We start from the raw sequence: 26,151 nt of genomic DNA on the forward strand, positions 1-26,151 counted from the left end.
CAGGCGTCGGGGAGCCCGACTTGAAGGCAGAAAGTCACATGACACGAACACTCGAACCAGAGATCAGCGCTCCCGCTCCTCTCAAGCGCCCCGGTCGCGCGAGCGCCCTCACCTATAAGCACAAGCTGAGCCGTCTCGACGTCAAGCTCTCGCCGTACCTGTACATCTCGCCGTTCTTCGTGCTGTTCGGTCTTGTGGGACTGTTCCCGCTGATTTACACCTTTGTGGTGTCCCTCAACAACTGGAACCTGCTCAGCGGGCCGGGGGAGTGGGTCGGCTTCGACAACTACTCCGCGGAACTCGCTGACCCGTTGTTCTGGAACTCCCTGTTCAACACCATGAGCATCTTCCTGCTCTCGAGCATCCCGCAGCTCGTTGTCGCCACGGCCATCGCCGCCATCCTCGACCAGAACCTGCGCGCCAAGACCTTCTGGCGTATGAGCGTTCTCATCCCCTACGTCGTCACGCCGGTCGCCGTCGCCCTGATCTTCTCCAGCATGTTCAGCGAGCAGAGCGGACTGGTGAACCACCTGCTCAGCTTCGTCGGCGTGGACCCGATCGGATGGAAGACGGATGTGCTGCCCAGCCACCTGGCCATCGCCGGAATGGTGAACTGGCGGTGGACCGGGTACAACGCCCTGATCCTTCTCGCCGCGATGCAGTCGGTTCCGCGTGACATTCACGAATCCGCCGCCCTCGACGGCGCCGGCTTCGTGCGCCGGTTCTTCTCCATCACGCTGCCCAGCATCCGCCCCACCATGATCTTCGTGATCATCACCGCCACCATCGGCGGACTGCAGATCTTCACCGAGCCGCGCCTCTATGACGCAACAAGCACCACCGCGGGAGGAGCGCACCGGCAATTCCAAACCACGGTGCTCTACCTGTGGGAGATGGCATTCCAGAGGCAGAACTTCGGCAAGGCATCAGCCGTGGCCTTCATCCTCTTCCTCATCATCGTGGCGTTCGGCCTGCTCAACTTCCTGATCTCGCAGCGGATCGCGACGACGGACAGTCGCTCCGATGTCAAAAAAGCCAAACGCGAGCTCGCCCGAACGCTCCGAGACAGCGCAAAGGAGCCCCGCGCATGACCGACACAATTACCCGCCCCGAGACCTCGTCCGGCAGCGGATCCGCGTCCGCGGCACCCAAGAAGATCAAGCACAAGGGCCTCGGCATCGACCGCCGGCCTGGTTTCCTCACCTATGGCATCCTGATCGCGCTGTTCGCCGGCGGCACCTACCCGCTGTGGTGGTCCGTGGTGGTGGGCGCGAGCCCGTCATCGGTGCTGTCGCAGGATTGGCCGCCGCTGCTGCCCGGAGGGCAGTTCTGGGAGAACGCGGCCGTGGTCTTCGACACCGTGCCGTTCTGGCAGGCGCTGCTGAACAGCGTGATCGTGTCGACCATCATCACCGTTTCGGTGGTGTCGTTCTCCACTCTCGCCGGCTACGCGTTCGCGAAGCTCCGGTTCCGCGGCAGCAACGGGCTGATGGTGTTCGTCGTCGCGACGATGGCCATTCCCACCCAGCTCGGCATCATCCCGCTGTTCATCCTGATGCGTCAGTTCGGTTGGACCGGATCCATCGGTGCGATCATCATCCCCACCCTCGTCACGGCGTTCGGCGTGTTCTTCATGCGCCAGTACCTCGTCGACGTGATTCCGGACGAACTGATCGAAGCCGCCCGAGTGGACGGAGCCAACATGATCACCACGTTCTGGAACGTGGCCGTGCCGGCGGCGCACCCCGCGATGGCTATCCTGTCGCTCTTCACCTTCATGATGGCCTGGACCGACTTCCTCTGGCCGATGATCGTGTCACCGCAGAACCCGACGCTCCAGGTGGCACTCAGCCAGCTGCAGTCGGCTCGGTACATCGACTACTCGGTTGTGCTCGCCGGTGCCGTGCTGGCCACCCTCCCGCTGCTGATCCTGTTCGTGCTCGCGGGTAAGCAGCTCATCTCCGGAATCATGGCGGGGGCCGTCAAGGGCTAAGCCCCGCAACGCATCCTCGGAAGCCGACTGGCCAACCGCTTACGACGGGCGCACCACAGGGGAACTATCGGGTGCGCTTCGTCGGGGCCGGGGCCGGGGCCGGGGCCGGGGCTGCGGCCGGGGGCTGGCCGGTCGATGCGTTCGCCGCACCCGGGCGGGAGTGCCCGGGCGTCAGAACGGTGGAGGATCGACGTCCGGACCCGCGCGCCCAGACGCTGGCCCGCGCGCTTCGCCCGGCGGCTGGGGCCTCGCCGGTTGCGCGGAGCGAGGTGAAGCGTCCCCGTTCGTCCGTGGGTTCAGGGCGGCGCGCGTGAGGTCCTGCGCTCGGATGTTGGTGTAGGTCTTGCCGCCGGGGGTGGTCCAGGTGAGGGTGCCGTCGGGGGCTGAAGCTGCTTTGGTGTTTCAACCGGTGGCCGCTTCGGCAGAGGGCGACGAGGTTGTCGGCGCTGGTGTCACCGCCGCCGGACCAGGCCTGGGTGTGGTCGATGTCGCTGGTCACGGCCCGGCGGTTGCAGCCCGGCTCCTGACAGGTTTGGTCGCGGATCTGAACGTAGCGCCGCAGGTCCGCGGGCGGGTCGTGAGCGGTGCGCCCAATGGAGAGGGTGCAGCCGGTGTGCGGGTGGGTGAGGACGCTGATGAAACTCGTCGCCGTTCCCGCGAGCCGGCGGGCGGTGTCCACGTCGATGGGCCCGTAACCGTCCAGGATCGCGGGCTGGTCGCCCTGGTCGAGGAGGGTGAGGACGGGAATGGTGATGTGGACGGTGCCGCGGATACCCCGGCCAAGCTTCCCGTCAGCGCCGACTCCGTCTAGGAGCAGGTCGCGGTAGGCGTCGGCCCGACGCTGGTCGCGGGTACGGCTGACGATCGGTGCCGGTTCAGGTGCGGTGAAGACGGCGCCGGATGCAGCAGCAACAGCAGCGTCGTCATCGTCGAGGGTCTTAGCGATTTGGGTGAGGCGCTCGTAGATCGCTTGGGCTTCGTCGGCTTTGAGGTAGGCGCTTAGCCAGGACATGCCGTTGATGTCGGGGCGGAGGACCACCCGGCGTTCCTTCACCCCGGCGTTGACACGCTCCTGGAGAGGGATCGGGTGCAGCGACTCCATGATCTCCCGAGCGACCTTGACGAACTTGCTGGCGGTGAGTTTCTCCGCCGCCGGCAACACCATCTCCTCCAGTTTGGGCAGCACGTGTTCAGGTAGGTCCACCGGCAGGGCCGCGGTGACCTCGAGCATCCTCAGCGCGTGACCCCAGCCGATCCGGCCCTCGGTCAACGCCCGGTGAAACACAGGCAGCTGGGCCACAAACCGGGCGGCGTCGAAGATCATCATGCCCGCCGTCTGCGAGTTCAGTCGCAGGGCGAAGCCGACCTCGGCGGCCATGCTCCGGCGGGCCAGCTCCTCGTCATCCCACGCGGGACCGTGGTTTTGGGTGTCGATGTCGTTCCGACCGGACTCCAACGGGTCACCGCACAGCCCGGCGATGATCCACCGGTCATGGCCGAGCCCATCCAGCTGCGCCAACAACCGGGTGCGTTCCGCGTATCCGGCCGCGATGAGTTTCTCGTTCTCCACAAGCGGGTCGATGACCGCGCTGATCGCTTCCGCGACAGGATCGACGTAGTCCTCGGAGAACCCGTCGGAGGTGTCGTCCGGAGAGTCATCCGGGGTGTTCCCTGGTGTGGCATTCGAAGTGGCCATGGGAACAGTGAAGCACCAGCCACCGACACCGCGGATCCCAATGAATCAGCGGTGGAGAACCCCACCGGAACCCTCCCTGTGGAGGAGGGACCCTCGGTGATCAGGCGAAGATCGCGACCGCTTCTGAGACGCTTGCTGGACCCGAAATGAGGTGCAGGGTCGCGCGCGCGCCAGCACCGGTACGGATCAGTTCGGCCAGCACGGCTGCAACATCGGCGCGCGGAATGCTGCCCTGAGTCTCCGGGTGCACGGTGCCGCTCTCATCGGGGCCCGTGCGCTCAAGACGCACCTGCCCGGTGGGGGTGTCGTCCGTGAGGCTTCCCGGCCGCACGATGGTCCACGCGAGTTCGCGGCGCACCAGGTCCTGCTCGGCGCCGAGCTTGGCGCGGAGGTACGCGACGAAGTCGTCGGGGACGTCTGACGGGGTGGCACCATCGCGCACGAGGTCGGCACCTGTCGACGAGATCTGCACCAGCCGAGGCACACCGGCGGACTCTGCGGCGTCCGCGAGAAGAACCGCTGCGCCCAGGTCGACTGAACTCTTGCGCGCGTCACCGCTTCCGGCTCCTGCTCCGGCCGCGAAGACCGCGACGTCGGCCCCGGCGAGAACCTCGGCGAGCTTCTCGACGGTGGTGTTCTCGAGATCGATCACCACCGGTTGGCCTCCGTCCAGCAGAAGATCGGCGCTCTGTTCCTCCGAACGGATCAGGCCGACGACGGTGTGCCCGTCACGGCTCAGCTCCCGGGTGAGGGCTCGAGCGATCTTTCCATGGCCACCTGCTATAACAATTCGCATACCTAGGGGAACACTCACCGGTTCGTCGGAATTCCCTCACGATGGAGAAGCAGCGCGCCGAGGCGGCACATCCGCAGACTAGGCTCGGCAACGTGACAGGAGAATCGCGCCGGGGGGCGTCACCGAAAGTACGCCGTAGACGCGCTCTGGTGGGAGCAGTTGCGGTGCTCCTTGTCGCGGCCGGGGTCACGGCCGTTGTCGTGGGCGGAGTCACCGGGCGCGCGGCATCGTCGACCTCCACGGGCCAGGCCCAGCCGGCCACGCCGTCCGGCACTCCCACGCCGGCCGCACCTGCCGAGCCGGTGCGGCCGTCACCGTCGGCCGCTCCCGAGGCCGCTCCGGCGCCCACCTTCGACCGCGCGGCCCACTCGATCGACGACCCCAACAGCATCTGGGTGGTCGTGGACAAGCTCAGGCCGTTGAACCCGGTGGACTACAGCCCGGACGACCTCGTCGACGTGCCGATTCCCTACGCCAACGAGCCGACGATGCGCCACGAAGCCTCCGACGCCGTCGTCGCGCTCTTCACCGCCTTCACCGCCGAGACCGGGCTGGCGCTGCAATCGCAGAGCGCCTACCGCAGCTTCGACACGCAGACCAACGTCTATAACAAGGACATCGCCAACCTCGGCCAGGCCGGCGCCGACCTCAGCACGGCCCGCCCGGGAACCAGCGAGCACCAGACCGGGCTCACCATCGACATCAGCGCCCAGCCCGGCCAGTGCTCCCTCGCGGCCTGCTTCGGCGACACCCCGCACGGGCAGTGGCTCGCCGCCAACGCCTGGCGTTTCGGTTTCCTCCTGCGCTACCCGGCCGACAAGGTCGACGTGACCGGCTACGAGTACGAACCCTGGCATTTCCGGTACATCGGCATCGACCTGGCCACCGAGATGCACAACACCGGTGTCACCACGCTCGAGGAGTTCTTCGGCCTGCCGGCGGCACCCAACTACAACTGATCAGCGGGGCCGTGCGGCGGTTTACGAGGCTCCGCACAGGTTTCACTCACGTGGGCATGTTTTCCTAACGGGTCCCCACCCAGCCGACGAGAAACGACTTCGTGCGCCCCGCTCCTTCGCCAGACTCCCGTAAATCCACCCGCAGACAACTCAAACGCCAACTGAAGAAGGCGCAGCGAAAGCGCCACCTGGTGATCGTCGCAAGCGTCACCGCCGGCTGCACGGTCGTCGCGATCGTCGGCAGCCTCGTCGTCGACAGCGGAGCCTTCAGCGCCGTGGCGACAGCGCCCGTCGCGGCCAGCACTGCCGTCACCACGGCAACGCCCACCCCCTCGGCCACCATCACCGTGCCCACGGTGATCGAGCCGGCCCAGCCGATCATCCGCAGCGCCGTCGTCGCGGCTGACGGAACCCCGGCCGGCCCGGTCACCGGCGGCACCCTGGTGACTGTCACCGGCACCGACCTCGCCGCCGTGACCAGCGCCAGCTTCGGCGGAAACCCCGCCACGGTGGTCTCGGCGACCGACGACACCGTGACCCTGCAGACCCCCGCCGCCACCGACCTCACGACGGGCTCGGTCACCGTGAACCTCTTCGCTGGTACGGATGCGCCGGTGCAGGTGGTCGGCGGAGCAAGCGTCAGCACCGCCGAGGGCACGCCAGCCGGAGCGTCGACGGACGGCACCTCGGCCGACCACAGCTCGGTCGCCGCCGCCGCCCTCACCCAGGCCATCGAACCCACCGCCGGCAGCGCCATCGCCGCGGCGACCGCCACCGACGCGGCCGCGACCATCGCCCCCGTGACGCCGGAACTCACTTTCACCTACGTGCCCGACCCGCGGATCACCGCCCAGATCGATTACGTCCTCGCCCACTGGCAGGTCTACAACTCCTCCGTCTACGGCGCCATCCCGGGCAATGACTGTGTCAACTTCACCAGCCAGTCCCTCATCGCGCGCGGCTGGACCATGGACGCCGAGTGGTCGTTCATCGGCGGCCAGTACAGCCCGGCCTGGGCCAGCTCCACGGCCTTCGCCGCCTATCTCGCCGCCCACCCGGAGCGGGCCACGCCCCTTCGCGCCGACCAGCGCGCCGAGGTCAAGGTAGGTGACATCGTGCAGTTCGACTGGGACGATTCCGGCGACAAGGACCACACCGGCATCGTCACGCGGGTCGAGCACACCGCCACCGGAACCGAGATCTACTACGCCGGTCACACCAACAACACCGACTACCGTTCGGTGGACGAATCGTTGGCCCGCTCGGGCGGCAGCGTCAGCTACTGGAGCGTCGTCTAGGCCGAAGCCGTGCGCAGTCGACCTCACCGGAAGTCTCATGGATCTGTCCCAGACTCTTCAAACAAACCTGTGGTTCGCTTGATGATTCTCCCCCCGAATAGAGGTAGTTGTGGCTTTAGCTCGACCAGCACGGATCGGCGTTGTCGCCTTGGTACTCAGCGGAATCGTCGTCGGGTCGGTGGCTTTGGCCTCGGGTGCCCGCCAGGGAGACTCCACGCAGGCCTCCACCGCAGCGGATGCCGCCAGCACCGCCGTGCAGGAATCCGAGCCGCGTGAGACCCCCGCGACCACGGCCTCCCCGGTCGACGTGGACCCCGCGGTGCAGGCCCAGCTGAGCTACGCGCTCACCTACTGGAGCGACTACAACACCGACGAATACGGTGTGGTCGACGGCAACGACTGCGTGAACTTCACCAGCCAGTCGCTTGTCGCCCGCGGCTGGGCGATGGACGAGGACTGGTGGACCAGCGGCACCGGTTCGGACTTCGACTTCTCGTCACCGTGGGTGAGCTCGACGGCGTTCATGAACTACATCGCCGACTCCGGCCGGGCCACCGCGCTCACCGACGACCAGCGCGACCAGGTGAAGCTCGGTGACGTTGTGCAGTTCGACTGGGACAACTCCGGCGACCGCGACCACACCGCCGTCGTGTCGCGCATCGAGGGCAGCGGCGACGACATCGAGATCTTCTACGCCGGGCACACCGACGACACCGACTACCTCTCGGTGGACTTCGCCATCACCGAGAAGCACCCGGGCGGCACCGCGTACTACTGGAGCATCCCGTAGCTCGCCAGGCCAACACCGGCACGCCCACTTGCGAAAAAATGCCCCTTCACGGCTCGTGAAGGGGCATTTTCGCGCAACTCGCGCTGGGCGCTAGCTGATCGCGGCGTCGACGATGGCCTTGGCCTCGATCTGCACCAGCTTGAGGTGCTCCGGGCCCTTGAACGACTCGGCGTAGATCTTGTAGACGTCTTCGGTGCCGCTGGGCCGGGCGGCGAACCAGGCGTACTCGGTGAAGACCTTCACGCCGCCGATGGCCGCGCCATTGCCCGGGGCGTGGCTGAGCGCACCGATGATCTTGTCGCCGGCGAGCTCGGTGGCGGTGATGGCGTCTCCGTCGAGCTTGCTGAGCGCCGCCTTCTGGGCCGGGGTGGCCACGGCGTCGATGCGCTCGTAGGCCGGGGCACCGAAGTGCTCGGCCAGTTCGGCGTAGCGCACGCTGGGCGACTTGCCGGTCACGGCGACGATCTCCGAGGCGAGCAGGGCCAGCAGGATGCCGTCCTTGTCGGTGGTCCAGACGGTGCCGTCGAAGCGCACGAAGCTCGCTCCGGCGCTCTCCTCACCGCCGAACGCGACCGAGCCGTCGATGAGGCCGGGCACGAACCACTTGAAGCCCACCGGGACCTCCCACAGCTCGCGGCCGAGGAACCCGGCGACGCGGTCGATCATGGTGGAGGAGACCAGCGTCTTGCCGATCGCGGCATCCGCCCGCCAGGCGTCGCGGTGGCTGTAGAGGTATTCGATGGCCACGGCCAGGAAGTGGTTCGGGTTCATCAGGCCGGCGTCCGGCGTGACGATGCCGTGCCGGTCTGCGTCGGCGTCGTTGCCGGTGAGGATGTCGAACTCGTCCTTGTGCGCCAGCACAGAGGCCATCGCGGAGGGGCTGGACGGGTCCATCCGGATCTTGCCGTCCCAGTCGAGCGTCATGAACGCCCAGGTGGGGTCGACGTGCGGGTTGACCACGGTGAGGTCGAGCTCGTAGCGGTCGCGGATCGCGCCCCAGTAGCCCACGCTCGCCCCGCCCAGCGGGTCGGCGCCGATGCGGATGCCGCTGGCCTTGATGGCCTTCATGTCGATGATGTTCTCGAGGTCGTCGACATAGTGGCCGCGGAAGTCGTAGGTCTCGACGGCGCTGGGCTCACTCATGCGCACATCGCGCATGCCGCCCTCGATGATCTCGTTGGCGCGGTTGGCGATCCACGAGGTGGCGTCGCTGTCGGCGGGTCCACCGTGCGGCGGGTTGTACTTGAAGCCACCGTCCATGGGCGGGTTGTGGCTCGGGGTGACGACGATACCGTCCGCCTGGTCGTCGTGGCCGGCGCGGTTGTAGGCGAGGATTGCGTGCGAGAGCGCCGGGGTGGGCACGTAGTCGTCGAACTCATCGACCAGCACACGCACGTCGTTGCCCACGAGCACCTCGAGGGCCGTCGTGGTTGCGGGGCCGCTGAGCGCGTGGGTGTCGGCGCCGATGAACAGCGGTCCCGTGATGCCCTGGCCGGCGCGGTATTCCACGATGGCCTGGGTGGTGGCGAGGATGTGGTTCTCGTTGAACGCGGTGTTCAGCGAGCTGCCCCGGTGGCCGGAGGTGCCGAAGACGACCCGCTGAGCCGGAACCGAGACATCCGGCTTCAGGTCGTAATACGCCCTGATGAGGGCTTCGACGTCGATCAGATCGGATTTCTGGGCCGGGGTGCCTGCGCGTTCGTTCATGCCCCCAGTCTTGCACTCCAACTAGGCTGTGAGCCATGCCAGAGACTCCCGATGTGCACTACAGCTTCCTGGGGCCGGCGGGAACCTTCACCGAGGCCGCCCTCGCCCAGGTTCCGGAGGCCCAGGGCCTGCCGTGGCGGGCCGTCAACAATGTGGGCGAGGCCTTCGCCGACGTCGTGAGCGGGCGCAGCGTGGCCGCCATGATCGCCATCGAAAACTCCGTCGACGGCGGCGTCAGCGCCACCCAGGACGCCCTCGCGAGCGTGCCCAATCTGCGGATCATCGGGGAGTACCTGGTGCCCGTGAACTTCGTGCTCGTGGCCCGGCCCGGCACCGCCCTCGAGGACGTCAAGATCGTGAACGCCCACCCGGTGGCGTACGCGCAATGCCGCAGCTGGCTGGAAGGCACCCTGCCCAAGCACGGTCACATCCCCTCCTCGAGCAATGTGGCCGCCGCGGCCGCCCTGTTCGAGCCCGGACCTGCCGATGCCGCCGTGGCTCCGCCGGGCATCGAGAAGCACCACGACCTGGTCGTGCTCGCCCGCAACATCGGCGACAACCCCAACGCCGTCACCCGGTTCGTGCTCGTGGGCCGCACCACGGTCATCCCCGCCCCCACCGGCGCCGACAAGACCAGCGTGATCGTGGAACTGCCCGAGGACCGCGCCGGCGCACTGCTCGACATGCTCGAGCAGTTCGCCACCCGCGGGGTCAATCTCAGCCTCATTCAATCCCGGCCGATCGGCGATGCCATGGGTCGATACAGATTCGTCATCGACGCCGACGGGCACATCTTCGACGAGCGGGTGGCGGATGCCCTGTTGGGCCTTCGCCGCTTCAGCCCCAAGGTGCTCTTCCTGGGTTCCTACCCGCGGGCCGACAAACAGCCCAATGTGTTCACCTCCCGCTACAACGACGAGGTCTTCATCGAGGCCAGGGACTGGCTGCGCGGCCTGATCTCGGGGGAGCCGGGCGCGTGAGCACCCCGGGAGGAACCGACCGGCCGGCGTTCGACCCGCGCCACGATGCCATCTACCAACGTGGCTACCAGGCCGGTGACTCCCAGGCGGCCCAGCCGGCTGCGGCTCCGGTCGGCACCTCCCGAGGTGGTGCCGTACGCGGTAATGCTGCACGGATCGGCCCCCCGCCGGCCGGGCCCAGCTCGCCGACCGCCGCCGTATTCGCCGGCACCGGCACAGCCGACGAGATCGGTGACCTCGACCCGTTGGGCTTCGACTCGGATGTCTTCCACGACGAACTGGAACGGCCGCGGTGGAACCCGTTCATCGCGCTGCTCTGGGTGCTCGCGTTAGTGCTCGTCGGTGGCGCGACCGCCCTGCAGCTGTCGTCGGCGACTTTTGGGTTTGCAAACTATTCCTACAGCGGCACCGGGCCGATGCCGTTCGGCATGTTGGTGCAGCAGGTGGCTTACTCGGTGGCGCCGTCTGCGCTGACGGCTGGCCTGATCATCCTGGCCGGGCTGCTGTTCTGGCACGCGGCCGCCTGGCGGGCCCGTCGGCGCATCACCGGCTGAGAACGGCCGGCACCCGCACCAGCAGCGCCCCGGCATCCGCGCGCAGGAAGACGCTGCGGACCAGCCCGAACTCGTCGCCGTCCAGCTCGAACTCCTGCGGCTTGTCGGGCACAATGCGGATGTCGGTGGCGCGCAGCACGGTCATGGCCCGCTCGTCGTCGGTCTCGGTGAGTTCGATGATGCGCCGCCCCACGGCGAAGCGGCGCAGCACGCCGTTCTGCCAGGTGACGCGGCGCCAGATCTTCAACCAGCCGAGCACCCCACGCGGCTGCAGCACGGCGATGTCCAGGATCCCGTCGTCGACCAGCGCCTCGGGCAGGAACTGGATGTTGCCCGGCAGCACACCACAATTGGCGATCAGGATGGTGCTCACGAGCGCCTGATGCTCGCTGCGGGTGCCCAGGTTGTACCGGATGCGGAACTGCTCGGCCTTGGGCAGAGCGCGCATGCCCGCGTCCACATAGGCCAGCCAGCCCACCTGCTTCTTGAGGTCTGGGCGGGTGGCTGCGATCATCTGGGCGTCGAGGCCGAGGCCGGCCATGACCAGGAAGGCGTGGTCCTCGATGCGGTTGTCCGCGTAGGTCACTGAAGCGATGCCCAGGTCGATCGCCCGATTCTCGCCGGTGAAGGCGATCACGATGGCGTCGTCGAGGCTGTTCAGGGGTAGCTGCAGATTGCGCGCCAGCAGGTTCCCGGTGCCCACCGGCAGCACGCCCAATGGAACCTCAGCGGAGCGCAGCGACTCCGCGACGGCGCGCACCGTGCCGTCGCCGCCCGCGACGAGAACCAGGTCCACACCCAGGCGTAACGCCTGACGGGTGACCCTCTGCCCGGGGTCCTGCACGCTGGTCTCGAACCACAGCGTCTCGCCCCACTCCGCAGCGGCGGCAGCGGCGGTGACCCCGGCGCGCAACCGCACGACATCCGTCTTCACCGGGTTGTAGACCACAGCGGCCCGACGAACGACGGATGCGGCCTCACGCGGGGCGGAACTGGGAGCGGCCATTCGCTCAGGCTAGCAACAGGCCACCGGGCGGGGCATGCGGCGCTTGTAGACTGACCGAGTGATTGATCCGGTGCTGCTACGCGAAAATCCCGACCTCGTCAAGCGATCGCAGGAGGCGCGGGGTGACTCCGTCGCGGCCGTCGACGAGGCGCTCGCCGCCGACGCCGACCGTCGGGCGTCCATCACGAGCTTCGAGGCCCTGCGGGCGTCGCAGAATGCCTTCGGCAAGACCGTGGCCCAGGCCCCGCCGGCCGAGAAGAAGGCCCTCGTCGCCCAGGCGCAGAGCCTCGCCGCCGAGGTCAAGGCGGCCGGCGTCGTCGCCGCGGAGGCCGAGGCCCGCTTCACGAGTGTGATGCGCACCATCGCCAACCCGATCATCGACGGCGTACCCGCAGGCGGCGAAGACAACTTCGCCACCCTGCGCACTCACGGTGAGATCCCGACCTTCGACGTCGAGGCCCGGGACCACCTCGAGATCGGTGAGCTGCTCGGCGCCATCGACATGGGCCGCGGCGCCAAGGTCTCCGGCGCCCGCTTCTACTTCCTGCGCGGCATCGGCGCTCGGCTCGAGATCGCCCTGATGAACATGGCCCTCGATCACGCGCTCGCGGCCGACTTCATCCCGATGATCACGCCCACCCTGGTGCGCCCCGAGATCATGGACGGCACGGGCTTCCTCGGCGAGCACGCCGACGAGATCTACCACCTGCCCGCCGACGACCTGTACCTCACCGGCACCAGCGAGGTGGCCCTGGCCGGCTACCACAGTGACGAGATCCTCGATCTCACCGACGGGCCGCTGCGTTACGCCGGCTGGTCCACCTGCTACCGCCGCGAGGCCGGGTCGGGCGGCAAGGACACCCGCGGCATCATCCGCGTGCACCAGTTCAACAAGCTCGAGATGTTCACCTACGTGCTGCCGGAGAACGCCGAAGCCGAGCACCTGCGCCTCGTGGCGCTGCAGGAGAACATGCTGCAGGCCCTGGGTCTGAGCTACCGCGTGATCGACGTCGCCGCCGGCGACCTCGGCTCCAGCGCCGCCCGCAAGTACGACATCGAGGCCTGGGTGCCCACCCAGAACGCTTACCGCGAGCTCACCAGCACGAGCAACTGCACCACCTATCAGGCGCGCCGCCTGGATATCCGCTACCGCACGGAGACCGGCAAGACCGCCCCGGTCGCCACCCTGAACGGCACCCTGGCGACCACCCGCTGGATCGTCGCCATCCTGGAAACCCACCAGCAGGCCGACGGTTCGGTGCGCGTCCCCGAAGCTCTGCAGCCCTATCTCGGCGGGCTCGAAGTCCTCACGCCTATCCGATGACCGTCACCACCGACGCGCCCTGGCTCGTCGCCCTCGATATCGACGGCACCACCCTGCACGAGGACGGCACCATCAGCGAGGCCGTCGTGAGGCAGGTGCGCCGGGTGGCTGCCGCCGGCCACCAGATCATGCTCGCCACCGGGCGGAGCGCCGCGGCGACCCTCCCGGTTCTGGACCGCCTGGAGATCACTCCGCGATTCGTGGTGTGCTCCAACGGCGCCATCACCCTGCACCGCGACCCGGATGCCCCGATGGGCTACCGCAGGGAATGGGTCGAGACCTTCAACCCCAGCGACGTGCTCCTCTCCATCCGCTCGCACCTCACTGACGCCCGCTACGCCGTCGAGGACGAGCACGGCTTCTACCGGTACACCGAGGCGTTCCCCGATTCCACCATCGGCCTGGACAGCGAGCACGTTCCCTTCGAGGAGCTGCTGCTGCACGACGCCACCCGCGTCGTGGTTGTTTCGCCCGACCACGACATGGACGACTTCCTCCAGGTGGTCGAACAGATGGGGCTGAACCAGGTCAGCTACGCGATCGGCTGGACCGCCTGGCTCGACATCGCACCGGACGGCGTGAACAAGGCCACCGCCATGGAGCGGGTGCGTGCCGAGTTCGGCATCCCACGCAGCCGGGTGATGGCCGTGGGCGACGGCCGCAATGACATCGACATGCTGCTCTGGGCCGGCTCAGAGGGCCGTGGCGTGGCCATGGGCCAGTCACCCGACGAGGTGCTCGAGGCGGCCAGCGAACTCACCGTGAGCGTGCAGGACGACGGCCTGGCCGTGGTTCTGAGCAGCCTCTAACCCCCAGAACGGGCGCGTGCAGTCGCTTGTCAGCCTCGCGTGTCAGGCTGCACATTCTGCTATCGGCTAAGATCGGGCGCAGTTCGTAGTTCGACCGTGCCCGTTGTGGCACGGCCCGGTACCCGAACTTGGAGGGCTGTCCGAGCGGCCGATGGAGCCAGTCTTGAAAACTGGTGGGCAGAAATGTCTCGTGGGTTCGAATCCCACGCCCTCCGCCATCAGGCGGCCGAACCTGCAGCACGACGAAAGGAAATGAGTGAGCGACCAGTTGCGCCCCCGCTCCAGACGATCGACGCAGATCAGCACGATCGCCCGGCACGGACGGCTCAAGCGCTCCAACGCGTTCGCCAACGTCGCCAAGGTCCTCGCCGCCGCCCTCGCCGTGGTGATGGTGAGCGGCGTGTCCGTCGCCGCCCTCGCCACCCTCAACGTGGCTGCGAGCGTGAAGCCCGGCGTCACGCTGGACAACGAGACCGACGGCCCCATTCCCTCCATCAGCTCGATCGACGGCGGTGCCAACCTGCTCCTCGTCGGTAGCGACAGCCGTGCGGGCCAGGGGGATGGCTACGGCGACCCCGACGAGGAAACGTCTGTGCTCAACGACGTGACCATGTTGCTGCACATCGCTGAAGACCACAGCAGCGCCACCGTGGTCAGCTTCCCCCGGGACACCTTCGTGCCCATTCCGGAGTGCCCGGACCCCAATGGCGGCACCTTCAGTGCCATGAGCAGCCAGAAGATCAACACCACTCTGAACTACGGCGGCCTGGCCTGCACGGTCAAGACCGTGGAGGCGCTCACCGGCCTGTCCATCCCCTACGCCGCACTCGTGCAGTTCAACGGTGTCGCGGCCATGTCCGAGGCCGTCGGCGGGGTGCCCGTGTGTATCGCCGAGCCCATCGTCGACTCGTACACCGACCTCAACATCCCCGCCGGTCTGCATGAGCTGAAGGGCCTCGAGGCCCTGCAGTTCCTGCGCACCCGCCACGGTGTCGGCGACGGCAGCGACCTGGGCCGTATCAGCAACCAGCAGGTGTTCCTTTCCGCCTTGGCGCGCACCTTGAAGAGCTCCGACACGCTCAGCGACCCGATCAAGCTCTACTCGATCGCCAAGGCCGCGGTCGACAACATGGAGTTGTCGAACACCTTGAAGAGCATGGACACCATGGTGTCCATCGCCATGGCGCTCAAGGACATCCCGCTGGACAAGGTCGTGTTCGTGCAGTACCCGATCAACTACGTCGACGGCGGCGTCGAGCCCGATGAGACGGCAGCCGCCGACCTCATCGCGGCCATCAACGCGGACGTCTCGCCCACCCTCGCGCCCGGTGAGGCCGACTTCCTGTCGGTGCCCGACCCCTCCGCCAGCGCCACACCGACCGACCCGGCGACGGAGGACCCCGCGGCCACCGACGCCCCGGTGACCACCGACCCGGCACCGACCGCGACGGCGCTGCCCAGCAACGTCTACGGTCAGGATGCCTCGCAGCAGACCTGTTCGTCCGGTCGCCCCGTCGAAGACCAGTAGCCGCGGCGCGGCATCCGGTGAGCCCATGTTCAATCGGATGCCGCGGTGCCGTTAGGATGGTGCATGTGCGTTTGCGAAAGCTCTCGCTCAGGAGACGTCGCATAGTCCGGCTTAGTGCACCACCCTGCTAAGGTGGAGTGCCCTTCACGGGGCACCGAGGGTTCAAATCCCTCCGTCTCCGCACTTCACGAAAACCCGCTGGATCCTCGAGATCCAGCGGGTTTTTCGGTTTTCCGGGCGTTCATCGCCCCGGAGTCACGGCCACCCGCGAGCTTGTCTGTGAGAACTCTCAGACAGTAGGCTGGTCCGAGGAGGACGGTACTTGAACATCCGATGAACATCTCACCGGCTGAGCGATAAGCGGCCGCACTGAGATGAAGCTCGATTTGACCGAACCTGCCCTCGAGCTCGAGGGCGACGACGCCCGCGCCATCGAGGTGCGGGTCTCCGGTCGCCGGGTGCTCACTCTCGCCGCCGAACTGGCCGAGACGGCCGCGAACGGCGTGATCCGGTACCGGCTGCCGCCCGCCTTCGGCCTCACGCTGCGCGGCTCAGGGGAGGTCGTGGTGCACGCCGTCGACACCGGGGCTGAGCTCGCACGCACGCCGGTGCGATCCGTCGTCGACCCCGACGGCGGGCTGCGCTTCACCGACGCCTCCGGCACCCCGGTGGTGCTGAACAAGTGGGGGCACCAGTCGATGACCTTCGCGGACGCCGCCGACGAGATCATCGCCGACCTGCTGCGGCGCACCAGCGAAGTGTTCGCCGTCCTCACCCGCTTCGGCCTGACGCCGTGGATCATGGGCGGAACCCTGCTCGTCCGGTGCGCTCCGGCGCGCTTCTGCCGCACGACGATGACGCCGACGTCGGCTACGTCAGCACCCACGAACACCCGGTCGATGTGGCCCTGGAGAGCTTCGCGCTGCAGCGCTTCCTCGAAGAGGCCGGCTACACGGTCATCCGGTACGGCGCCACCCAGATGCAGGTGCTCTTCCCGGAGGAGGCCGGGTCGGCCTTCCACGTCGACATCTTCGGCGGGTTCTACCGCGACGACGTATTCATGCAACCGTTCCACGTGCGCGCTCCGATACCCCGGGACACCTTCGAGAACCTCACCGAGATCACTATCGAGGGCTGGTCGTTCGCGGCCCCGAACCCGCCCGAACGCTGGCTCGAGGCGAATTACGGACCCACCTGGCGCATCCGGATGCCGGTCACCGGTTCGTCACCCCGCCCGAGGCCGCCCGGCGGTACGGCAACTGGTTCGGCAACACCAACCAGCACCTGCACTTCTGGGAGGAATTCAACGCCGCCCGAGCGGGCATCCACGAGGAGCCGGCCGCCGCCGCGCAAGCGTTCCTCGACCGGGTGCCGGTCGGTGCGACGATCTACGAGCTGGCCTACGGCGGCGGCGATGACCTGGTGCACCTGGCCGGCCGAGGCCACCGGGTCGTGGGCGTGGACTACTCGGCATCGGCCGAAGCCGCCGTGCGCGCCCGGCTGGCCGACGACCACCCCACCGTGGAACTCCGTCGCGTCGACCTGGGCGACACCCGGCAGACCCTCGCGCTGGCCGCCGCCGAGTTGAGCGTCCCTGGCACCGCCCACATCTACTCCGCCGGCATCGTGCAGGCCCTCACCATGGAGGCGCGCCAGACTCTGCCCACCCTGGCGGAGCTCCTGCTGCGCCGCGGCGGCGAATGGGTCGCCAGTTTTCCCACGGTGCCCGCACCCGGACTGAGCGTGGACGACCCCACCACCTGGCACCTCACCGTGAGCCAGTTCCGGCAGCTGCTGGCATCCGCCCCCGCCCTGGAGATTCGCTCCGTCGAGGTGGACATCGAAACCGACAGACGCATCGCCACGGTTGGCGTTGCCCGGAAAGGAACGTAGCAGTGAGCAGAGTGAAGACGTTGGTCGGGAGGGTCGTGCGCAAGCTGGCCCCCGAGACCATGCGCACCCTGGAATACGCCGGCGATCTCCGGAGGCTGGATGAGCGCCTGCCGGGGGTCGTGCGCCGAGTCGACGATCTGCAGACACGGATGGAGGGGGTCGAGCAGCGGTTGGCCGAGCTGGATGGTGTGCCGCTCGCGGTGGACGAGCTGCGCCGCGATTCCCTGCGGGTCGCGGAACTGACCGATTTGGTCGTCACGGCACTCGGCGCACTGCCCCGGCCCGCTGGCGACCGGCGGCCACCGCAGTAGCGCCCTCCCTGCGTATCCGATCACCGTTTGCCGTTCAGCGGCACGAGAGTGACAGGGGAGAGGTCCACGGTGACCCGGTCGGGATTGAGGCCTGCTGCCGCCAGCGCCGCCTCGAGATCTGAGGTGTCGGGATTCGGCGGAGCACCCTGCACCTGAAGGATCACCTCGGTGCCGCGCGTGGAGACACCGGTGACGGCCCACCCTGCCCGGGCCGCCCACTTCTGCCCGACGGACTGCACGGTGCCTTCGGTATTGCTGCGCTGGGTGATGTCCACGCTCGTGAGAGTGAGCGGGATGCCGATGAGCAACAGCATGCCGACGAGAACGGTGACCGGGCCGAGCAGATTCGGTGCGTTCTGGTCACCCGGTGCCCGGTGCCGGGTGAGCCGACTCACGCCGTAGACCGACATCACCACGATGCCGGTGCCGAGGATTGCGACCACGTTGGTGACGAAGAGCAGGAGGGCGCCCAGGAACTGCGCCAGCGACCCTGACTCGAGCACGAGGCCGGCAACCGCCAGCGGCGGCACCAGGGAGATGGCAATGGCCACGCCCGGAAGGGTGTCGGAGATGTCCCGCCGCACGAGAGCCACCGACCCCACCACGCCGGTGCCCAAGGCGGCGAGCAGATCGATCAGGCGCGGTGTCACCCGGCTGGCGACCTGCGCATTGGTGACGGCCAGGACCGGCGTCTGCACGAGCAGCCCCACCGCGAAACCGATCGGCGTCGCGGCCGCGGCGCCGGAAAGAACCAGGAGGAGAGATCGGGTGAGATTGGCTCGGTCGCCCAGCACGGTGGCCAGCATTGTGCCCAGTATCGGCGTCATCAGGGGTGCCACGATCATGGCGCCGATGACCGTGGCGGTGGAATCCCCGACGATGCCGGCCGAGGCGATGATCGACGCGAGCACCAGCAGCATCCAGAACCGCGAATAACGTGCCCCGGCAGCGGGGCCGTCGAAGAAGACGGCCTTGTGCATATCTGCGGTGCTATTGAACCGGTCGCTCATGCTGCGAACCTAGCCCCGGTGCGCACACGCCGGTAGCCGGGACAGAATGGGACATGGCCACCCGACTGCTCCTGATCTCCGACACCCATGTTCCCCAGCGGGCCCGGCGTCTGCCGGACCAGGTCTGGCAAGCCGTCGAGCAGGCGGACCTGGTGCTGCACGCCGGTGACTGGGTGGACCTCAGCCTGTTCGAGGAACTGTCCGAGCGCGCCCGCGACCTCCGCGGCGTGTACGGCAACAACGACGGCGACGCGCTGCGCCGGGTGCTGCCCGAGGTGATGCACGAGACGATCGAGGGCATCCGCTTCGCCATGGTGCACGAGACCGGCGACGCCAGCTCACGCCACCGACGCATGGACGCAGCCTTTCCCGACACGGATGTGCTCGTGTTCGGGCACAGTCACATCCCGTGGGACACCGTGACGCCTGCCGGCATGCGGCTGCTCAACCCCGGCTCGCCCACCGACCGGCGCCGGCAACCGGCGCACACGTATCTCACCGCGGTCGCCTCAGCTGGTCAGCTCAGCGAGGTGGTTCTCGTTCCGATCGCGCCGAATTAAGAGGTCGAGCGCTCATCGACGAACTCGGCCACAAACGAGCCGGCAGACAGAGGCGGGGAGTACAGGTACCCCTGCGCGAACGTGCAGCCCCGGTCGCGTAGCCATCGAGCTTGCGTCTCGGTCTCCACTCCCTCGGCGATCACGTCGAGGCCGAGAGCGGCGGCCAGCTTGATCGCCAGTTCGGCGACGGGCGACTGGGTGTCGGTGTCGATCACGCCCACAAAAGACCGGTCGATCTTGATGACGTCCAGATCGATTTCGGTCAGCCGCGACAGACTCGAGTGCCCGGTGCCGAAGTCGTCCATCGAGATGAGCACGCCGGCGCCGCGTAGCAGTCGGATGTTGTCGCGCACGGCGGCCGTATCGCTGCCGAATTCCGTCTCGGTCACCTCGATGCGCACCAGGCCGGGCGGGAACCCCACGGCGGCGCACTCGGCAAGAACGTACGCCGCGTACCCGCTGGATGCCAGCTCCCTGGCCGACGCATTGATCGACACGCTCAGCGGGTTGCCCTCGGGGCTGCGTACCCGGCGCCAGTGCTCGGCGACCGCAATTGACTCCCGCACGATCCACTGGCCCAGCACCTGGATCGAGCCGCTCGCCTCGCAGAGCGGAATGAACTCGGCCGGTGGGACCAATCCCCGGGTCGGATGCTGCCAGCGAACGAGCGCCTCCGCGCCGACAGCGTGGCCGCCGGCCAACTCGATCACCGGCTGGAAAGAGAGGAAGAACTCCCCGTTCGCCAGGCCGTCTCGCACCGCAGTCGGTGAGGCGTAGTACCCGCCGTGGGTGACGATCTTTCCCCGGCCCACCCGTTGAGCCTCGAAAAGCGCTTTGCCGGCCCGGCCGAAGAACTCGCTCTCCGATTCGTTGCCTTCCCGCACGGCGATCCCGGCCGAGAACCCGGCTACCTGCCCGTGCAGGCCTTCCAGCAGGTCGCGTGCCCGGGCGGCGGTGAAGCCGGGCAGCAGGATGGCGAACGCGTCGCCTTCCACGCGGGCCATCACGGCCGCGGCCGGCAGTGCGTCCGAGACGCCGGCCACGAATGCCACCATCGCCGCGTCGCCGGCCTCCTGTCCCGCCCGCCGGTTGACCAGGGCGAACTCGTTGATGTCCAGGCGCACCAGGGCCAGCGACTCATCCGGGCCGGCGTCACGCATGGCGGCCGAGAGCACCTGCTCGAAGCCGGCGAAGTTGGGGATGCCGGTGAGGTCGTCGGTCTCTGCCAGGAGGGCGCTGCGGGCGAACCAGGTGAGGCCCAGGCCGGTGGCCAGCATGAGCAGCGTTGCCATGGCGACGTCGGCCGGCGCGGTGCCTGGGCTCACAGCTAAGGTGACCAGCGCGAGCGGGATGAAGACGATCGGGTACAGCAACGACTGCGCAGCGGGGATCACCGCGAAAGCGATCAGGGCCAGGAGGCTCGGGGTCCAGGCGAAGGTGAACGAGACGGGCTGGCCGCCCGTGGCGACCTGGCAGAGCAATCCTGCCGCGCCCATCCAACAGAGCACGATGTGGCGCAGCGGTAGCCGCATCCGGTTGCGAAACCCGGCGGTGAGGATGCCGGTGCATAGGAGGGCCACTCCGACGCCGAGAAGTACGGCATCGGGGGTTCCGCTGGCCAGAGAGGTGTACCCGGCATAGAGGAACAGTGGCAGGCCAAAGCCTACTTGGGCGAGGCCGAGCAGAGCCCCAGCCGAGCCGGCCGCGGTGAAGAGTCCCGGGTGGTACCCCACCCCCAGGCGCTGAACGCTGCGTGCCATGTGCGCCCCCTGCCCACTCGTCTTTCGTGTCGGCGCCTGCATCGCCGACCTGTGCTCAATCTAGCGTTGTCACCCCCCCCCGAGTGCGTGCCACGCCCCTCGTGGCTCACTCGGCGGGTTTGAGCACCTCGCTCGTGAACCCCTCCAAGCGGGCGAGCAGCCCAGCGCCCCGGGTCACGACCATCTCGGCGGGGTTCGGCTGCATCTGTGACGGCGGCGGCAGGATACGGATGAGCGTGGAGCAGGCCAGATCGGAACAAATGTACGTGCCGACGGTATTGCCGTCGCGGCCGGCCTGACCGGCCTTGGGCACGCTGAACAGGCTCACCTGGTGGGCCGGCTGTTGGGTGCGGCACAGCGAGCAGAAGGCGGACATCGACCGGCCCGGTCCGCGGGTCGCGGCGCGCAACACCATGCCGAGGGGAGAGTCGCCCCGCCAGAAGACGATGTAGCCGCGCTGGGCGTGTTGCGGATCGCGCCAACCCAGGTATTCGCGTTCATCCCAGATGGTCTCGTGCAGGCCGGGCAGCGGCATCCGGGCGATCTCCTCGGCCGTTGCGTTCACGATGGAGCTGCGGATCTCGGCAGCGGAAAGTGGTTTCATGATCTCCCTTCCGATATTTCGTACAGCGTAGTCGAGGCCCCCGGCCGCCTCAATGCCCGCCAACCACATCCGCCCCCGGCGTCGAACGGGCCGGGGGCGGAAGGAGAGGTTACGAGATCAGGCGACCGAGCGCAGCCCATCGATCAGCGGGGTGGTCGGGCGGCCGATCAGGGTGGCGAGGTCGTTCGTGCCTCCGGCCAGCAGGCCGTCGCGGGTGTTGGCGTCGAGCGCGACGACGAAGCCGACGGTTCCGCCGTCCAGGCCGGCGCCGGTGAGGATGGCGCTGTGCTCCTCGGGTGTGACCGAGCTGAAGACCACCGGGCTGCCGACGACCTCGGTGAGGGCGGCGGCCATATCGGTGCCGGTCCAAGCCACGTCGCCGGCGAGTTCGTAGGTGACGTTCTCGTGGCCGGGGGTGGTGAGTACCACGGCGGCGGCCTCGGCGTAGTCGGTGCGCGAGGCGCTGGCGACCCGGCCCTCGCCTGCGCTGGTGAGGTAGACGCCGTTCTCGCGGGCCTGCTGCACAGCGGAGGCGTAGTTCTCGGTGTACCAGCCGTTGCGGAGGATAGTGACGGGAAGGCCCGACGCGTGTAGTGCCTCCTCGGTGGCCTTGTGCTCGGGGGCGAGGATCAGCGCGGAGGTGTCTGCCTTGGGGGCGCTCGTGTAGACGATGCGGCCCACGCCGGCGGCGACGGCGGCGGTGATGGCATTGGTGTGCTGCGCGACGCGCTGGCCCACCTCGCTGCCGGAGACGAGCATCAGCGCGTCGGCGCCGGCGAACGCGGCCTCGAGGCTGGCCGGGTCGGTGTAGTCGATGACGGCGGTGCCCACGCCCGACGCGGCCAGCTCGGCGAGACGAACGGTGTTACGGCCGACGGCGGTGATCTCGGCGGGGGCGACGCCGCGGTTGAGGAGGTGCGCGACGATGAGGCGGCCGAGCTGACCGGTGGCTCCGGTGACGACGATAGACATGGGGTTTCCTTCCGTAGCACGCAGTCGCGCGCCTTCTGGGGGATGTAACCAGCGACTTCTCGCTTTACTTCCCAGGCGCAGGTACCCACCTTTTGGTAAGTTGCTTTTTATGATGACCACATTGCCCGCCGCGCGTGCGGTTGCTCCGCCTGCGCCTGCGCCTCTGTCTGCTGTCGCTGCCATGCCGCCTGCGGAGCTCGCGGTTCGAGACCGTCTGGCCCGGCTGGTCGGCGACCCGGCGCCCACCTCCGACGGAGCGACGGCACCGAACGTGTTCGCGGCGGGATGCGCCAGCCGGGTGGTCCTCGACCATGTGAGCAGCAAGTGGGGCGTTCTGGTGATCGTGGCGCTCGCCGAGACCAGCCTGCGCTGGGGTGAGTTGCGCCGCGGTATCGAGGGCATCAGCGAGAAGATGCTGGCGCAGACTCTGCGCATCCTCGAGGCCGACGGCTTGGTGCATCGGGCGGCCCAGCCGACCATCCCGCCGCGGGTGGACTACAGCCTGACTGAGCGCGGGCAGGAGCTGGCCGGGCACCTCATTCCGCTGGTGCGCTGGGTGGGGTCGAACGCCGGCGACATCATGGGCGGGCGCTGAGCGGGCGCTGAGCGGGCGCTCAGTCGCCTACGTCAGAAGCCGGCCCGTCAGAGATCGGGCAGGAACTCCAGCCACGCCATCCGGCGCTCGCCGCGGGGATCGGACTCCACCCGGTCGGCCTCGTCGATAATCAGGGTGAGTCGGTCCACCTCGGTGTAGACCGGCCAGTCCGCCCCGGCCTGCCCCGAAGCGGCGAATCGCAGCCAGTGCGCCCGCATCCGCTCGCCGGTGCTGAGGAAGCTGTGACGGCCGCCCAGCGCGGTGAGGGTGCGCACGCGCCGGTCGGTGCCCGACCCGGAGAGGGCCAGCAGCTCAAGCCCGTGGGTGGCGTCGTAGCCCATGAGGCGCAGCAACCGGGGAGCCAGGTCGAAACGGTAGAGGTAGACCGGGGCCATGCGGGAGTGCAGGTCGGCGACCTGGACGCTGGGAAACCAGAACGCATAGTCGCCGCCGAAGTCCATTTCGGCGCGGATGGGCGGCAACGCGGAATACACCGCCCGTATGCCCTCGTGGGAGTGCGGCGGGGCCGCGTCGAAGAGCGATTGGATGCGACGGATCGACCGCGGCAGGATGTCGATCCGGCCACGGAACATCGAGCCCTCACGGTCGTTGGTGCCGATGATCAGGGGCACCGGGTGGGCGTGCCCCCGCCGGAAGGCGTCCAGGGGGCGTTCGGGCAGGAAATCCCCGTCCACGACGGGGGCCATACAGAACGTGCCGGGGTCGACATCCGGCGTGTTCCGCTGCAAGACCAGGGCGGCCCGCACCAATTCCGGCCAGGTCGCGGTGTTGAGAAGTTCACCGGCCGGGCGCCGCCCGCCGGCCAACTCGGGCGCCCGGCCTTGGCGCAGCGCCTCGATGAAATCGACGGCCCAACGGCCGGCCAGCGTGCGTGAGTAGGCGGCGTTCGACGGGGGCTCTGGGCGATGGCCTGGGCGAACAGACCGTCTGCGGCCGGCGTGGCCAGCAGCGTCACCACGGCGTTGCCGCCGGCGGACTCACCGATCACCGTGACCTTGCGCGGGTCACCGCCGAACGCCCGGATGTTCTCCTGCACCCACTCGAGGGCGGCAACCTGGTCGCGCAACCCGAGATTGCTCTCGAAGAGGCGGCTGCGGGTGCTGAACCGGCTGAAGTCGAGGTAGCCGAGGGCACCCAGCCGGTAGTTGATCGCGACGTAGATGGCGCCGCCGGAGCGCACGATGGCCTGGCTGCGCTCCGTGAAGTCATTCGAGGAGCCGGAGGTGTAACCGCCTCCGTGGATGTACACCATCACGGGCAGGTTGTCGGCCTCCGGCCGGTCGGTGGGGCGTTGCACGTTGAGGGTGAGGCAGTCCTCGCCCATGCGGGTGCGACGGTCGACACCCTTGAACTGGGTGCCCCGGTCCTGCGCGGCGACGAGGCCGTATCGGCTGGCGTCCCGCACACCCCTCCAGGGGATGACGGGCTCGGGGGCGCGGAACCGCAGTGCCCCCACCGGCGGCGCCGCGTAGGGGATTCCGCGCCAGGTCTGCACGCCGGCGACGGGCCGGCTGCCGCGAACCAGGCCGCCGGTGACGTGCAGCTCGGCCGGCCAGGACCGGGTGCTGGACGGCGACGGCGCCACGGCGTTCTCGGACAGGGGGCGGAACATCGTGCGTCCTTCCCGCCCCGGTTCGAGTGCTCGGGGCCTTGCGTCTCCTAGCGGTACTCCGGATTCGGTTCGAACCCGAAGCGTTCGCCGGCGTCCCACTCCTGGCGCAGATTGCCGTAGGCGGGGATGCCCCGGTTGGCCTTGAGGATGGCCGCCAGGTGCATAAGGTTCCAGGTCATGAACGTGGTGTTGCGGTTGGTGAACTCGTTCTCGGGGCCGCCGGAGCCGGCATCCAGGTAGCTGGGGCCTGGTCCGATCTCGCCGATCCAGCCGCTGTCGGCCGCGGGAGGGATCGTGTAACCGATGTGCTGCAGGCTGTAGAGGATGTTGGAGGCGCAGTGCTTCACGCCGTCTTCGTTGCCCGTGATGATGGCGCCGCCGACCTTGCCGTAGTAGACGTACTGGCCCTTGCCGTTGTACTCGCCGGACATCGCGTAGAGCCGTTCGATGATCCGCTTGGTGACCGAGCCGTTGTCGCCGAGCCAGATCGGACCGCCGATCACCAGGATGTCGGCCGCGGCGACCTTGTCGAACAGCGCCGGCCAGGCATCCGTCGCCCACCCGTGCTCGGTCATGTCGGGGTACACGCCCGTGGCGATGTCGTGGTCGATGGCGCGAATGACCTCGACGTGCACGCCCTGCTCACGCATCAGGTGTGCGCTGAGCGTGATCACGCCCTGCGTGTTGCTGATCTCCGGGCTGCGCTTGAGGGTGCAGTTGATGAACAGGGCGCGAAGGCCCTGGTACTCAAACGAAGCCTGGGTGTTGCGTGTGCTGTGCGCCATGCCCGTAGTCAAGCACCCGCGTCAGAGATCGGCTAGGCCGGTGCCGGGTAGGCGTTCAGGTGGAAGTGGGCCGGCGACCGTTGCGGCGCGCGGTCAAAGCCGCACACAGTGTGGTGGCGATCAGGGCGATCAGGCCGACGAGGGCTGCGGTGCTGACAAGATAGAGCACCCCAGCCCACGGGGCGTAGGTGGCCCCCGAAATTCCGTAGCCGTCGGCCAATGACAGGCCAGCGCCAAAGGCTACGGCCCAGTGGGACGGCGCCCCAAGTCCGACCAGCCAGAGAACAGCGGCGAGGATGGCCGTCGGCGGGGTGGCCGGCAGCCGACGGGCGAGGGCGAGCACGATCCCCGCGAGCACCACGCCGATGGCCGCCCAGGCGAGAACCACGGGTTGCCCGAGCGACCCACCGGTGCTCCCCAGTCGCCGATGGATATCGTCAAGTGACGCGCCGGGCACCGCCGCGAGTGGATTCCACACGAGTATCTGCATGGTGCCGGCCACCGCATACGTGGTAACCGTCACCAGCCCGATCAGGCCGATGACGGTGCTCTGGCGCGACCTGTGCGCTTCCGGAATCCCCATGCCGT

The 26,151-nt window shown here is 68.3% G+C and carries 26 protein-coding genes, 2 tRNA genes and 2 pseudogenes; 16 read left to right on the forward strand and 14 right to left on the reverse strand.

Features of this window, described 5'->3' with window-relative positions:
- The first annotated feature begins 38 nt into the window (after window positions 1-38).
- A complete protein-coding gene (locus KY500_RS17560; RefSeq protein ID WP_219901626.1) occupies window positions 39-1,091 on the forward strand; it encodes a carbohydrate ABC transporter permease in 1,053 nt (350 codons plus the stop codon).
- Window positions 1,088-1,993 carry a carbohydrate ABC transporter permease gene (locus KY500_RS17565; RefSeq protein WP_219901627.1) on the forward strand — a complete coding sequence of 302 codons (906 nt, stop codon included), beginning with the start codon at window positions 1,088-1,090 and terminating at the stop codon, window positions 1,991-1,993. Before KY500_RS17560 ends, KY500_RS17565 begins: the two co-directional genes overlap by 4 nt.
- A gap of 64 nt (window positions 1,994-2,057) precedes the next feature.
- Here KY500_RS17565 and KY500_RS17570 read toward each other — a convergent pair whose 3' ends face one another.
- The gene (locus KY500_RS17570; protein WP_219901628.1) at window positions 2,058-3,689 is read right to left on the reverse strand and encodes an HNH endonuclease signature motif containing protein; all 1,632 of its coding nucleotides are present in this window, start codon (window positions 3,687-3,689) and stop codon (window positions 2,058-2,060) included.
- A 100-nt stretch (window positions 3,690-3,789) separates the two neighbouring features.
- Window positions 3,790-4,485: an NAD(P)H-binding protein gene (locus KY500_RS17575; RefSeq protein WP_219901629.1), complete on the reverse strand. Its 696-nt coding sequence runs from the start codon at window positions 4,483-4,485 to the stop codon at window positions 3,790-3,792.
- A gap of 149 nt (window positions 4,486-4,634) precedes the next feature.
- Between KY500_RS17575 and KY500_RS17580 the strand changes: the two genes are divergently transcribed.
- The 3 genes from KY500_RS17580 (at window position 4,635) to KY500_RS17590 (ending at window position 7,532) form a co-directional block, all read left to right on the forward strand.
- Window positions 4,635-5,444 carry a M15 family metallopeptidase gene (locus KY500_RS17580; protein WP_255579526.1) on the forward strand — a complete coding sequence of 270 codons (810 nt, stop codon included), beginning with the start codon at window positions 4,635-4,637 and terminating at the stop codon, window positions 5,442-5,444.
- Window positions 5,445-5,635: 191 nt separating this feature from the next.
- Entirely contained in the window at window positions 5,636-6,742 is a 1,107-nt protein-coding gene (locus KY500_RS17585) for an amidase domain-containing protein (RefSeq protein ID WP_219901631.1), read from the forward strand.
- Between the two features lie 109 nt (window positions 6,743-6,851).
- Window positions 6,852-7,532: an amidase domain-containing protein gene (locus KY500_RS17590; protein ID WP_219901632.1), complete on the forward strand. Its 681-nt coding sequence runs from the start codon at window positions 6,852-6,854 to the stop codon at window positions 7,530-7,532.
- Between the two features lie 90 nt (window positions 7,533-7,622).
- On the opposite strand, the gene pgm is transcribed toward KY500_RS17590, so the two are convergent.
- Complete coding sequence (pgm, locus tag KY500_RS17595; protein WP_219901633.1) at window positions 7,623-9,239, reverse strand: phosphoglucomutase (alpha-D-glucose-1,6-bisphosphate-dependent); 1,617 nt, start codon at window positions 9,237-9,239, stop codon at window positions 7,623-7,625.
- A 35-nt stretch (window positions 9,240-9,274) separates the two neighbouring features.
- Between pgm and pheA the strand changes: the two genes are divergently transcribed.
- Together pheA and KY500_RS17605 are read left to right on the forward strand one after the other, a co-directional pair.
- Window positions 9,275-10,219: a prephenate dehydratase gene (gene pheA / locus KY500_RS17600; RefSeq protein ID WP_066591938.1), complete on the forward strand. Its 945-nt coding sequence runs from the start codon at window positions 9,275-9,277 to the stop codon at window positions 10,217-10,219.
- Window positions 10,216-10,773, forward strand: coding sequence for a hypothetical protein (locus tag KY500_RS17605; RefSeq protein WP_219901634.1), 558 nt, complete (start codon window positions 10,216-10,218; stop codon window positions 10,771-10,773). The genes pheA and KY500_RS17605 overlap by 4 nt, the downstream gene beginning before the upstream one ends.
- Here KY500_RS17605 and KY500_RS17610 read toward each other — a convergent pair.
- Window positions 10,763-11,779, reverse strand: a complete 1,017-nt coding sequence (locus tag KY500_RS17610; protein WP_219901635.1) for a diacylglycerol kinase family protein — start codon at window positions 11,777-11,779, stop codon at window positions 10,763-10,765. The two genes, KY500_RS17605 and KY500_RS17610, sit on opposite strands and share 11 nt — an antisense overlap.
- 58 nt (window positions 11,780-11,837) lie before the next feature.
- Here KY500_RS17610 and serS point away from each other — a divergent pair, with 58 nt between their 5' ends.
- The 5 genes from serS (at window position 11,838) to KY500_RS17635 (ending at window position 15,621) form a co-directional block, all read left to right on the forward strand.
- Entirely contained in the window at window positions 11,838-13,103 is a 1,266-nt protein-coding gene (gene serS, locus KY500_RS17615) for a serine--tRNA ligase (RefSeq protein ID WP_219901636.1), read from the forward strand.
- Complete coding sequence (locus tag KY500_RS17620) at window positions 13,100-13,912, forward strand: HAD family hydrolase (protein WP_219901637.1); 813 nt, start codon at window positions 13,100-13,102, stop codon at window positions 13,910-13,912. Before serS ends, KY500_RS17620 begins: the two co-directional genes overlap by 4 nt.
- Window positions 13,913-14,042: 130 nt before the next feature.
- Window positions 14,043-14,130: transfer RNA gene (locus tag KY500_RS17625), tRNA-Ser, on the forward strand.
- 38 nt (window positions 14,131-14,168) lie between these two features.
- Entirely contained in the window at window positions 14,169-15,440 is a 1,272-nt protein-coding gene (locus KY500_RS17630; protein WP_219901638.1) for an LCP family protein, read from the forward strand.
- Window positions 15,441-15,530: 90 nt separating this feature from the next.
- Window positions 15,531-15,621 (forward strand) — tRNA-Ser (locus tag KY500_RS17635).
- A gap of 108 nt (window positions 15,622-15,729) precedes the next feature.
- Here the strand turns inward: KY500_RS17635 and KY500_RS17640 are convergent.
- A complete protein-coding gene (locus KY500_RS17640; RefSeq protein WP_219901639.1) occupies window positions 15,730-16,515 on the reverse strand; it encodes a hypothetical protein in 786 nt (261 codons plus the stop codon).
- A 293-nt stretch (window positions 16,516-16,808) separates the two neighbouring features.
- Between KY500_RS17640 and KY500_RS17645 the strand changes: the two genes are divergently transcribed.
- Window positions 16,809-17,333, forward strand: coding sequence for a bifunctional 2-polyprenyl-6-hydroxyphenol methylase/3-demethylubiquinol 3-O-methyltransferase UbiG (locus tag KY500_RS17645; protein WP_219901640.1), 525 nt, complete (start codon window positions 16,809-16,811; stop codon window positions 17,331-17,333).
- 2 nt (window positions 17,334-17,335) lie between these two features.
- Window positions 17,336-17,644: a hypothetical protein gene (locus KY500_RS17650; protein ID WP_219901641.1), complete on the forward strand. Its 309-nt coding sequence runs from the start codon at window positions 17,336-17,338 to the stop codon at window positions 17,642-17,644.
- 20 nt (window positions 17,645-17,664) lie between these two features.
- Here KY500_RS17650 and KY500_RS17655 read toward each other — a convergent pair whose 3' ends face one another.
- Window positions 17,665-18,654 (reverse strand): DUF389 domain-containing protein, encoded by a 990-nt coding sequence (locus KY500_RS17655; protein ID WP_219901642.1) that lies wholly within the window; start codon window positions 18,652-18,654, stop codon window positions 17,665-17,667.
- 53 nt (window positions 18,655-18,707) lie between these two features.
- Between KY500_RS17655 and KY500_RS17660 the strand changes: the two genes are divergently transcribed.
- Window positions 18,708-19,214, forward strand: a complete 507-nt coding sequence (locus KY500_RS17660; protein ID WP_219901643.1) for a metallophosphoesterase — start codon at window positions 18,708-18,710, stop codon at window positions 19,212-19,214.
- On the opposite strand, the gene KY500_RS17665 is transcribed toward KY500_RS17660, so the two are convergent.
- The 3 genes from KY500_RS17665 to KY500_RS17675 form a co-directional block, all read right to left on the reverse strand.
- Complete coding sequence (locus tag KY500_RS17665; protein WP_219901644.1) at window positions 19,211-20,974, reverse strand: bifunctional diguanylate cyclase/phosphodiesterase; 1,764 nt, start codon at window positions 20,972-20,974, stop codon at window positions 19,211-19,213. The two genes, KY500_RS17660 and KY500_RS17665, sit on opposite strands and share 4 nt — an antisense overlap.
- Before the next feature lie 106 nt (window positions 20,975-21,080).
- Complete coding sequence (locus tag KY500_RS17670; protein ID WP_219901645.1) at window positions 21,081-21,578, reverse strand: FBP domain-containing protein; 498 nt, start codon at window positions 21,576-21,578, stop codon at window positions 21,081-21,083.
- Window positions 21,579-21,695: 117 nt separating this feature from the next.
- On the reverse strand, window positions 21,696-22,550 hold the full coding sequence (locus tag KY500_RS17675) for an SDR family oxidoreductase (protein WP_219901646.1): 855 nt from the start codon (window positions 22,548-22,550) through the stop codon (window positions 21,696-21,698).
- A 181-nt stretch (window positions 22,551-22,731) separates the two neighbouring features.
- Between KY500_RS17675 and KY500_RS17680 the strand changes: the two genes are divergently transcribed.
- Complete coding sequence (locus KY500_RS17680; protein WP_219901647.1) at window positions 22,732-23,145, forward strand: helix-turn-helix domain-containing protein; 414 nt, start codon at window positions 22,732-22,734, stop codon at window positions 23,143-23,145.
- Window positions 23,146-23,192: 47 nt separating this feature from the next.
- Here the strand turns inward: KY500_RS17680 and KY500_RS19570 are convergent, their stop codons facing one another.
- The 5 genes and pseudogenes from KY500_RS19570 to KY500_RS17695 all read right to left on the reverse strand — a co-directional run bounded on the left by KY500_RS19570 (window position 23,193) and on the right by KY500_RS17695 (window position 26,146).
- Window positions 23,193-23,777, reverse strand: a complete 585-nt coding sequence (locus KY500_RS19570) for a hypothetical protein (RefSeq protein ID WP_370626947.1) — start codon at window positions 23,775-23,777, stop codon at window positions 23,193-23,195.
- A 9-nt stretch (window positions 23,778-23,786) separates the two neighbouring features.
- Window positions 23,787-23,912, reverse strand: a pseudogene (locus tag KY500_RS19850) (hypothetical protein); the annotation flags it as partial.
- Between the two features lie 200 nt (window positions 23,913-24,112).
- A pseudogene (locus KY500_RS19575) lies at window positions 24,113-24,778 on the reverse strand (carboxylesterase family protein); the annotation flags it as partial.
- Between the two features lie 47 nt (window positions 24,779-24,825).
- The gene (locus KY500_RS17690) at window positions 24,826-25,563 is read right to left on the reverse strand and encodes a flavodoxin family protein (protein ID WP_219901648.1); all 738 of its coding nucleotides are present in this window, start codon (window positions 25,561-25,563) and stop codon (window positions 24,826-24,828) included.
- A 55-nt stretch (window positions 25,564-25,618) separates the two neighbouring features.
- Window positions 25,619-26,146: a hypothetical protein gene (locus KY500_RS17695; RefSeq protein ID WP_219901649.1), complete on the reverse strand. Its 528-nt coding sequence runs from the start codon at window positions 26,144-26,146 to the stop codon at window positions 25,619-25,621.
- Between the last annotated feature and the right edge of the window lie 5 nt (window positions 26,147-26,151).

Origin of the sequence: Cryobacterium sp. PAMC25264, from assembly GCF_019443325.1 — a bacterium.
In the GTDB taxonomy this organism is placed as follows: domain Bacteria; phylum Actinomycetota; class Actinomycetes; order Actinomycetales; family Microbacteriaceae; genus Cryobacterium.